The following is a 10103-nucleotide window of genomic DNA, read 5'->3' as shown; positions in this document are numbered from 1 at the left end:
TACTCTTTCGGAGGGAAATAATGCTAGACCTGTCGTCGATGTTTTAACAGCAGACAAGGGTGATTTGTCTCAAAGAATGTTAGATATTGGAGATAAGAATAAGAGATCTCTCCTTAGTCCACAATGGTCTGTTGATGGCAACTTGCCTCCCCAACAGTTTAGCCAGAATGGAGCAGATACAGCGCTTATTAATGTGTTTGATAGCTTGCAGAATAATGCATCCACAGGGCTAGGGAAAGCCAGAATGGCACGTGGTGGTATCATGGCGCGTGATAATGATAATAGTATATCGTCCTCCACGATTGTTTTGGGTAATTCAGTTAAGGCGCGAGTCAATGATAGCGTTATTATTGGTATCTATTCAAAGGCGATATATTACGCTGATGAAGAAAAATTGAAAACCATTTTGCCCAGTGTCACTGCTATCGGTTATAGTACGTCCGCTCTTGATTCTGGAGCCGTTGCTGTTGGTGCCAATGCATATGTAAAGGGGATATATGGAGTTGGGGTTGGTATGGATGCACGAGTAGTTGGGGATCGTTCTATAGCTATAGGTCATAAAGCGCGAGCTGAATCATCATCAGGGGTTGCTCTAGGGTCAAATGCTGTAGCTGATGTTGGAGCTGGTGTTGCTGGTTATGTCCCTATCGGAAAAGATATTAAAGGCGATAAAGGGGTATGTATGGAAAAGCACAGCAGGTGCCGTTAGTGTTGGTAATATTAAGGAGGGTAAAACACGACAAATTGTTGCAGTAGCGGCTGGCACGAGCGATACTGACGCCGTAAATGTGGCGCAGTTAAAAGCTTTAAGAGGAATGATTACAGAACAAGGTGGTTGGGAGCTTTCTATTGGTACTGGTGAGAATACGGTTATTGGTGCTGGCGATACATTAAATTTCACAGCGGGAAGTGAAAATTTTAGCATTACCAAAGGCGATAAAGACAACAATGTAAAATTTGATCTAGCGAAGGAAATTACACTAGATAAGATAACAGCAGGAGCGAGTACCTTAAACGCAACAGGTCTCGTCATTACGGGCGGTCCGCAAATAACCACTGGTGGTATTAATGCTGGAGGCAAAAAAATCACAAATGTGGCAACGGGTACGAACGGGACCGATGCGGTGAATTTTGCACAGCTAAAAGAGTTAGCCAAAGGCTGGAAAATTAACACGACTAGCGAAGATTTTACAGATGCTATAGCTAGTCGGGAAGGTTCAATTGCCCTTGGTCTCAGTGCAAAAGCATCAGTTGAAGATGGTATTGCTTTGGGTGCACAGTCTGTAGCTAATGTTGCAGCTGGTGTTTTGGGGTATGACCCTAGAACGAGAGCAAACTCAAATAAAAATGACATAGCGTGGAAATCTAACTATGGTGCAGTCAGTATTGGTAGTTCTTATATAACCAGACAGATTGTGGGGGTGGCAGCTGGTACGAACGATACTGATGCTGTGAATGTTGCGCAGATGAAGTCATTACAAGAATACGTAGACAAGGGTTGGAAGCTGTCTGTTGGTGGTGAAAACTCTAAGTCTGTTGGTATTGATAGCGCGGTAGATTTTTCTGCTGGCAGTACAAATCTTAATATTACCAAAGGCAAAGACGACGATAATGTAAAATTTGATTTAGCGAAGGAAATTACGCTAAATAAAATAACAGCAGGAGCGAGTACTTTAAACGCAACAGGTCTCGTCATTACGGGCGGTCCGCAAATAACCACTGGTGGTATTGATGCTGGGGGTAAAAAGATCACAAATGTGGCAACGGGGACTGATGGTACCGACGCTGTAAATTTTTCACAACTGAAGGAATTAAAAGAACAAGTAGCAGCCAGTAGCTTTGTAAAACAGGAGGATGGAACACAACACATCACCATTGGTAAGGATACAGGTGGAGATAAAATCGATATTGCGAACAATGAAAATGAGAAGCGTACTCTTACAGGAATAAAAGCTGGTGCGCTCTCAGCAGATTCAAATGAGGCCGTTATCGGTTCACAGCTTTTTGAGACAAATAATAATGTTACAAGGCTCAAGAATAACTTTTCTGATATACAAACGACTATGACGGGGGTTCAAACAAACCTATCAACAATAGCTAAAAATACATCGCAATATCTGGGTGGTAATGCTGATATATTGGTTGGTAAGGCACCTACCTATACTGTTGAAGGTAAGTCTTATAATGATGTTGCTAGTGCTTTTTCTGGTGTGAGCCACTCTTTTACAGAGGTAAAACAACAGATGACGAATGTGAATAATTCGATCACAAATGTTCAAAATAAAATTACCAAGGAGCTTACCAACCAAATTAATAGTGCAATTACTACTGTATAAGGTGAAAGCCTTGTTAAGAAAGATGAAGAAACAAATACTATCAATATTGGTCAAGAAGTAGAAGGCGGTGTCATCAATATTACCGACAGCAAAAGTGAAAAACGCATTCTCACGGGTATAAAGGATGGTACGGCAGATGCTGATGCAGTGAATTTTTCACAGCTAGAGGGTGTCAAGCAAGAGATCAAAGACAAAGTGAAAGAGGTTCAAGAACAGGTAACAGCCGGTAGCTTTGTAGAACAAGATGCGCAGACAAAACATATCACCATTGGTAGGGATACTGATGGTGATAAAATTGATATTGCCAATAACAAAAATGAAAAGCGTACTCTTACCGGTATAAAAGAGGGCGCTCTTTCAAAAGATTCAAACGAAGCCGTTACTGGTTCACAGCTTTTTACGACAAATCAAAATGTGACAACTGTCTCCACTAATCTCCAAACTGCTGCCACGAGTATAGCCAAATCCTTTGGAGGGAGTGCTAAATATGAAAATGGACAATGGAGCGCTCCAACTTTTACGCTTAAAACCGTTAAGGATGATGGGAGCTCTGAAGAGAAGATTTATAATGATGTCACGGAAGCTTTATCTGGAGTTGGTACTTCTTTCACAAATGTTCAAAACAAGTAACTGAACAGATTAATCATGTGATTAACAAAGTGGAAAGTGAGAATCTCGTACAGCAAGAGAAAGAAACAACTAAGATTACCATTGGTACAAAAATAGAAGGCAGTATCATCAATATCGCCAACAAGAATGGTGAAGCTCGGACGCTTTCTGGTGTGAAGGAAGCAACACAAGATAATGAGGCGGTTAACAAAGCACAGCTTGATAAGCTGGATAAGAAAATTGAGTCTACGAATTCTTTTGCAGTTCTTTATGATAAACAGTCGGATGATACTGTTAATTACAAGAGTGTGACTTTTGGTGGTAAAAATAAAGAACCTGTTGCTTTACATAATGTTGCTGATGGTGTGCTTTCGCAAGAATCACATGATGCAATTAATGGGGGTCAAGTTACAAAAATATTTCAGCAGGTCGTTAAGTATTTTGGTGGGAATGCAGCCTTTAAAGAGGGTATTTTTATAGGACCAATTTATAAATTACTCAATATTTCTGAAAATGGGATGGTAGGAGAAACGGACCATGATAATATTATTTCGGCATTTGAAGGTCTTAATACAAATATAAAGAATGTAAACAAGCGTATTAAAGAAGTTTCGCAAGGCATTAGCAATGATTCTTTGTTATGGGATAAGAATAAAAAAGCCTTTGTTGCTCTTCATGGCGAGAGCGAAACAAGAGAAAACAGCAAGATTACCTCTCTGAAAAATGGTGATATTACAGCAAACTCAAGTGATGCAGTAAATGGTTCTCAACTTTATTCTTTAAAAGAGCAACTAGCGACCTATTTTGGTGGTGGGGCTGGTTATGATCAGCAAGGAAATTGGCAAGCTCCAAATTTTAAGATCAGACAGTTTAATGAAGATGGAGGCTCTGAAGAAAAGAGCTATAGCAATATTTCTGATGTATTGAGTGGGGTTGGAAATTCTTTCACGAATATTCGAAATAAAATGACCCATGAGATTAGCAAAATAGAAAGCGAGAATCTTGTTAAGCAGGATGAAAAGACAAAACGGATCACGATTGGTGGAGAAAGAGATGGGAGTGAAATCAGTATCGCAAACAGTGCGAGCGGTGTGCGTAGCCTTTCTGGTGTAAAAGCAGAGCTTCTTACAGCAGAATCCACGGAAGCGATCAATGGTTCCCAACTTTATTCAGTCATCAATGTACTTTCTAGATATTTTAGTGGAGATGCGGGATACAAAGATGGACAATGGCTCGCACCAAACTTTAAGGTAGCGCAATTTACTGCTGATGGGGTGGTCAGTAAAAAGGAGAACTATACCAATATTACATCTGCGTTTGAAGGTGTTAACAAAAGCATGACAAATATCAACAATCGTATTCATGATGTTGAATAGAGTGTTTTCTCAAGTGGTTTAAATTGGAACGAGACAGAAAAAGCTTTTGACGCGCGCCATAAAGGTCAAGACAGTAAGATTAAGCACATAGCGAACGGTGAAATATCAGAAGGTTCGAAAGAAGCCGTTAATGGTAGTCAACTTTGGCAAACGAATAAGAAAGTTGAAAAGGTTGAAAGCCATGTCAACATAATTGATAAGCAAGTAAAAGATATTGCCAGTGTGGCAGACATTGCTGTTAAGTATGATAAAGGAAATGATGGCAAGAAAAAGAATAAAGTAACATTAGTTGGTGTGAGTGAGAGTGATCCAGTATTAATAGACAATGTAGCGGATGGCCGCATTGAAAGTGGCTCAAAAGAAGCGATTACAGGCGGTCAATTTCATGATTATGTGGATCAGCAGATGAAGATAGTGCTTGATGATGCGAATGAATATACGGATAAACGCTTTAACGATGTTGTAAATCATACGGTCAATAATGTTATTTATAAGACAACATCTTACACAGATATGAAGTTTGAAGCATTAAGGTATGAACTTAAGGAAGTTCGCAAAGAATCCAGACGAGCAACGGCAATAGGTTTAGCGGTATCGAATTTGAGTTACGAAGATACGCCAGGTTCTTTAAGTTTATCGATAGGAACGGGGCGATGGCGCAATCAATCGGCCTTTGCTGTTGGAGCAGGTTATATGTCTTAGAATGGCAGAATTCGTTCTAACATATCTGCGACGGGTTCTGGTAATCATTGGGGCATAGGAGCAGRTTTAAGAGTAAAACTGAATTGAGAGAGCGAAGATMAGTTTGTCGATGCGTTTTGCATTTATATTTATTTTTATTTTATGAAGAATCGGATATTTTATCTTTAGAATAAGCCTTCTRTAGAAACAGAGTTATTTATCAGTTTAGTTACAAACGTTGATTATTTTTCTCAATTTTTTTACTTAAATTGTTGAAAAAAGATCACATATTTCTGTAAAAATATTCAAATTGATAGAAATGACTATTTTTTTGTTGCTATTTTATTATAGGGGTTTTAGTGCTACATAAAGTATATTAGTAAGACTCGTTTTGATCGAAATAGCCATTCAAAAGGGGGGAAGAAGTGATGCGTAAGAACAAAAAATATATCAAAGACTCGGATTTACACCGCTGCATTACACTGATCAAAATGGAACCCTAGCTAAAAAAGATTTATTTTCTAAGGGAATTTAAGTTTTTTTTAAATATTATGGCTTTTCATTGACTTCAATGATTAAAAAAATAGCGCCCCCTAATGAAAAAACTCATAACAGCAACCAAGCAATAAAACTATTGCTGCGAATTTTTATGGAACAACCAAACGTTTGATAAAAAATGCTTTTAATATTTAACCCCTCAAAGACTTTCTTAAGTCTAGATAGTAAACCGTAAATTTARTTTTTATTAGAGTCTAAATGTGTCTTTTTTATGTTCGTATAAACATATTTCTCAATTTTCTCATTTAGACTTCATTACAGAAAGCACAAACAAAACAACACGAAAGACTCAAAACGCCCTTATTGAAAACAGTCACTCTCAAGTTCCGATCTAACCTGRGWAARTGGCTAGCAGAAAAATGTGTCTTTTTTATGTTTTAAAGTGTTTTCAGATTTTTTCATTGGAGAGTTTATTATGAAAAAATTGCATGCCACACAAACAACAAACAAATTGAAAAATTCGCGTTTTTCTTTTGTGAGAGTTTTTTCAGTGGCGACGGTCACGACATTTTTATCAAATATTTCTCCTGTTTTTTCAGCAAATCCTGATTTTAGAAATATGTTTCTTGAAGGTGGTGACAGTGCTATTGTGTCTTATCCACAAAGCATTATCTCTGTTGCTGGTTTGAATGCTTCTTCTGATAAATCAACAGACGATTATTTGACAGTGCTCAATAAAGCAGTCGCAGAAAAGAATAATGCTTCTGGAGATTATGCCAATTTTCTCATCAATGCCCTTTCGGAGGGAAATAATGCTAGACCTGTCGTCGATGTTTTAACAGCAGACAAGGGTGATTTGTCTCAAAGAATGTTAGATATTGGAGATAAGAATAAGAGATCTCTCCTTAGTCCACAATGGTCTGTTGATGGCAACTTGACTCCCCAACAGTTTAGCCAGAATGGAGCAGATACAGCGCTTATTAATGTGTTTGATAGTCTGCCGGATAATGCTTCCGCAGGGCTAGGGAAAGCCAGAATGGCACGTGGTGGTATCATGGCGCGTTCAGAGCGTGATGCGATTACTATTGGTAATGCTCTTACTCTAAAAGTTACAGGGGCAAGTATTGTTATTGGTCACTTTTCAACGGCGCTACCTACTCTATCGGGCGCACTGGTTGATCGAGTTACGAGTGTTGGTTATGAGACGACAGTTTATAGTAGTTACTCCTCTGCTTTTGGTGACGAGACATATATAGGTAAAAATTCGGCATTTGGAATTGCTATTGGTTATGAGGCGCGAGTAGAGGCAGGGAACCGCGCCGCTATTGCTATAGGTGCTGAATCGAAAGCTTTGGTAGAACACGGGGTTGCTCTCGGTGCTTATTCTGTTGCTGAGACTACTGCTGGTGTTGCTGGTTATGTCCCTATCGGAAAAAATATTAAAGGCGATAAAGGGTATGTATGGAAAAGCACAGAAGCTGCCGTTAGTGTTGGTGATATTAAGCAGGGTAAGACACGACAAATTATTTCAGTAGCAGCAGGCACGAGCGATACTGATGCGGTGAATGTTGCGCAGTTAAAAGCTCTACAAAGCTCTATAAACACCAATTGGGATCTTACTGTTGATGGTCAAAATAAGACGAGCGTTAACTCAACCAGTCCAATGGATTTGTCAGCTGGCAGTACCAATCTCAGCATTATCAAAGGCGATAAAGACAACAAGGTAAAATTTGATCTAGCAAAGGAAATCACACTAGATAAGATAACAGCAGGAACGAATATCTTCGATGCAACAGGTTTGATAATTGCAAATGGTCCACAAATAACCACTGGTGGTATTGATGCTGGAAGCAAAAAGATCACAAATGTAGCAACCGGTACTGCAAATACCGATGCGGTGAATTTTGCACAGCTAAAAGCAGTACAAGATGCTATAAAATCGAAAGAAGATATATTTTCTGATTGGTCTAAAGACAGAGTAAGAATAGGAGTTTCTGAAAGCAGCAGTACTCAGGGAAGTGTTGTAATAGGGAAAGGATATAATAGCCTAGGATCGTACGGTACAGTATACAAATCTGCAAGAGCCCTTGCGGATTTTGGAATAGCGATAGGTATAGAGTCTCTGGTTGAAAAAGGAGCTGATAAGGGGATTGCTATTGGTGAAAGAGCAGAAGTGAATGTTTCTGGAGGTATTGCCTTAGGAAGCGGTTCTACTGCTTATGTTGATAAGGGGATGTTCGGCTATGATCCTAAAACTGGAAAAAATGCGACATCAACCAATGTTGCGTGGAAATCTGGCAAGGGTGTATTCAGTATTGGTGGAAGCAATAGTAGTGAGGTAATCTGGACACGGCAGATTGCAGGGGTGGCAGCAGGCACGAGCGATACTGATGCTGTGAATGTTGCGCAGTTAAAAGCTCTACAAAGCTCTGTAAACACCAATTGGGATCTTACTGTTGATGGTAAAAATAAGACGAGCGTTAACTCAACCAGTCCAATGGATTTGTCAGTTGGCAGTACCAATCTCAGCATTACCAAAGGCGATAAAGACAACAATGTAAAATTTGATTTAGCGAAGGAAATCACACTAGATAAAGTAACAGCAGGAACGAATATCTTCGATGCAACAGGTTTGATAATTGCAAATGGTCCGCAAATAACCACTGGTGGTATTGATGCTGGGGGTAAAAAGATCACAAATGTTGGATATGGTGATATTTCTGACGGTTCGACAGATGCAGTTACGGGTGGTCAGCTTAAGGCTTTAGGTGATAATATAGCTATGACGATGGGTGGCGGTGCCAAATATGAGAATGGTCAATGGGGAATTCCTGGTTATTATGCTAAAGCTGTTGATGCTGATGGCAATGTAAGTGAAAAACCTTTTCAGACTTTTTCGGATTCACTTGAAGATATTGGTGAAAGCTTTGAGAATGTTGTTAATCTAATCGATAAAAAAGTAAACAATGTAACACAGACAGTTCAAGGCGATGCCTTGATGTGGGATAAAAGTTCTAATGCTTTTGTAGCGCAGCATGGTGATGAAAAGAGCAACAGTAAGATCACATCTCTTGCGAATGGTGATATTTTTGCAGGTTCCACGGATGCAGTTACAGGTGGTCAGCTTTATTCGCTGAATGAGCAGCTTGCCAGCTATTTTGGTGGTGGTGCTGGTTATGGTGAGAAGGGAACTTGGAAAGCCCCTACTTTTAAGATTAAAACCTTTGATGCGAATGGTGAGGAAAAGGAGAAAACTTATCAGAATGTAGCGGATGCGTTTGAGGGTGTTAATACAGCTTTCACAACCGTTCAGAATAAAATTACTGAGCAAATTACCAATACGGTTAATAATGCGGTTATTACTGTGAAAGGTGACAGTCTTGTTAAGTGGAATGACGAGAAAAAGTTAATCAAGATAGGGGAAGAAAAAGAAGGGACGACAATCACCATTGCCAATAAGGATGGTGAGACTAGAATTCTTTCTGGTGTTAAAGAAGGTTCTGAAGGCACTGACGCTGTAAATTTTTCCCAGCTAAAGGAATTAAAAGAACAAGTAGCAGCCAGTAGCTTTGTAAAACAGGAGGATGGAACACAACACATCACCATTGGTAAGGATACAGGTGGAGATAAAATCGATATTGCGAACAATGAAAATGAGAAGCGTACTCTTACAGGAATAAAAGCAGGTGCACTTTTAGAAGATTCCAATGAAGCCGTTATCGGTTCACAGCTTTTTGAGACAAATAAAAATGTAACAACTGTAGCCACGAATATAGCTAAGTCCTTTGGTGGTGGAGCTAAGTATGAAGATGGCGCATGGAGTGCTCCTCAGTTCACTGTTAAGTCCGTTAAGGAAGATGGCAACTTTGAAGAGACGAAGTATGATACTGTAGCGGAAGCTTTGACTGGAGTTGGTAGTTCTATCACGAATGTTCAGAATAAATTGACTGAACAGGTTAATAATGTGGTTAACAAAGTGGAAAGCGAAAGCTTTGTTCAGCAAGATAAAGCAACGCATAATCTCACGATTGGTGCAAGAGTAGAAGGCGGTGAAATCAACATTGCCAATAAAGACCAAGGTGATCGGATTCTTTCTGGCGTTGCAGAAGCAAAGAATAACAATGAAGCTGTTAACAAAGGTCAGCTTGATGCCAACATTAAGGAAGTCAATAATAATATAACAAATAAGTTGAACGAAGTTACTCAGAACATAACGAATGTTACCCAGCAAGTTAAAGGGGATACCTTATTGTGGAGTGAAACTGATAATGCCTTTGTTGCTGATCATGGCAAGGATAAAGAAAAGAAGAATAGCAAAATTACACATCTTTCGGATGGAAATATTGCCTCTGGCTCTACCGATGCAGTTACGGGTGGACAACTCTATTCAGTGAACAAACAGTTTGCGACCTATTTTGGCGGTGGAGCTGGTTATAATGAAAAGGGTGAATGGAAAGCGCCTACCTTTAAAGTCAAAACAGTTAAAAATGATGGCAAGGAAGAAGATAAGACTTATCAGAATGTAGCGGATGCTTTAGCAGGAGTGGGTACATCTTTTACAAATGTTCAGAATAAAATCACCAATGAGATCACCAACCAAATT

At 39.3% G+C, this 10103-nt stretch carries 6 protein-coding genes and 1 pseudogene; all 7 read left to right on the top strand.

The window, feature by feature from the left end:
• The coding region (locus CER18_RS09070; protein WP_143242724.1) for a hypothetical protein at positions 1-709 on the top strand (709 nt) is incomplete at its 5' end.
• A complete protein-coding gene (locus tag CER18_RS09935) occupies positions 639-2336 on the top strand; it encodes a hypothetical protein (protein ID WP_180299424.1) in 1698 nt (565 codons plus the stop codon). The genes CER18_RS09070 and CER18_RS09935, both read left to right, overlap by 71 nt.
• Before the next feature lie 195 nt (positions 2337-2531).
• Positions 2532-2966, top strand: coding sequence for a hypothetical protein (locus CER18_RS10625; protein ID WP_245410092.1), 435 nt, complete (start codon positions 2532-2534; stop codon positions 2964-2966).
• A 29-nt stretch (positions 2967-2995) separates the two neighbouring features.
• Positions 2996-4321 (top strand): hypothetical protein, encoded by a 1326-nt coding sequence (locus CER18_RS10620; RefSeq protein ID WP_245410091.1) that lies wholly within the window; start codon positions 2996-2998, stop codon positions 4319-4321.
• Positions 4322-4399: 78 nt separating this feature from the next.
• Positions 4400-4477: pseudogene (locus CER18_RS10810) on the top strand (hypothetical protein); the annotation flags it as partial.
• Between the two features lie 66 nt (positions 4478-4543).
• The gene (locus CER18_RS10610; protein ID WP_245410090.1) at positions 4544-5023 is read left to right on the top strand and encodes a YadA-like family protein; all 480 of its coding nucleotides are present in this window, start codon (positions 4544-4546) and stop codon (positions 5021-5023) included.
• Positions 5024-5975: 952 nt separating this feature from the next.
• A partial coding sequence (locus CER18_RS09060; RefSeq protein ID WP_100129670.1) for a hypothetical protein occupies positions 5976-10103 on the top strand: 4128 nt, incomplete at its 3' end.

It is taken from the genome of Bartonella tribocorum (assembly GCF_002777915.1).
Lineage (GTDB): Bacteria > Pseudomonadota > Alphaproteobacteria > Rhizobiales > Rhizobiaceae > Bartonella > Bartonella tribocorum_A.
This window is presented reverse-complemented; position numbering and strand designations above follow the sequence as displayed.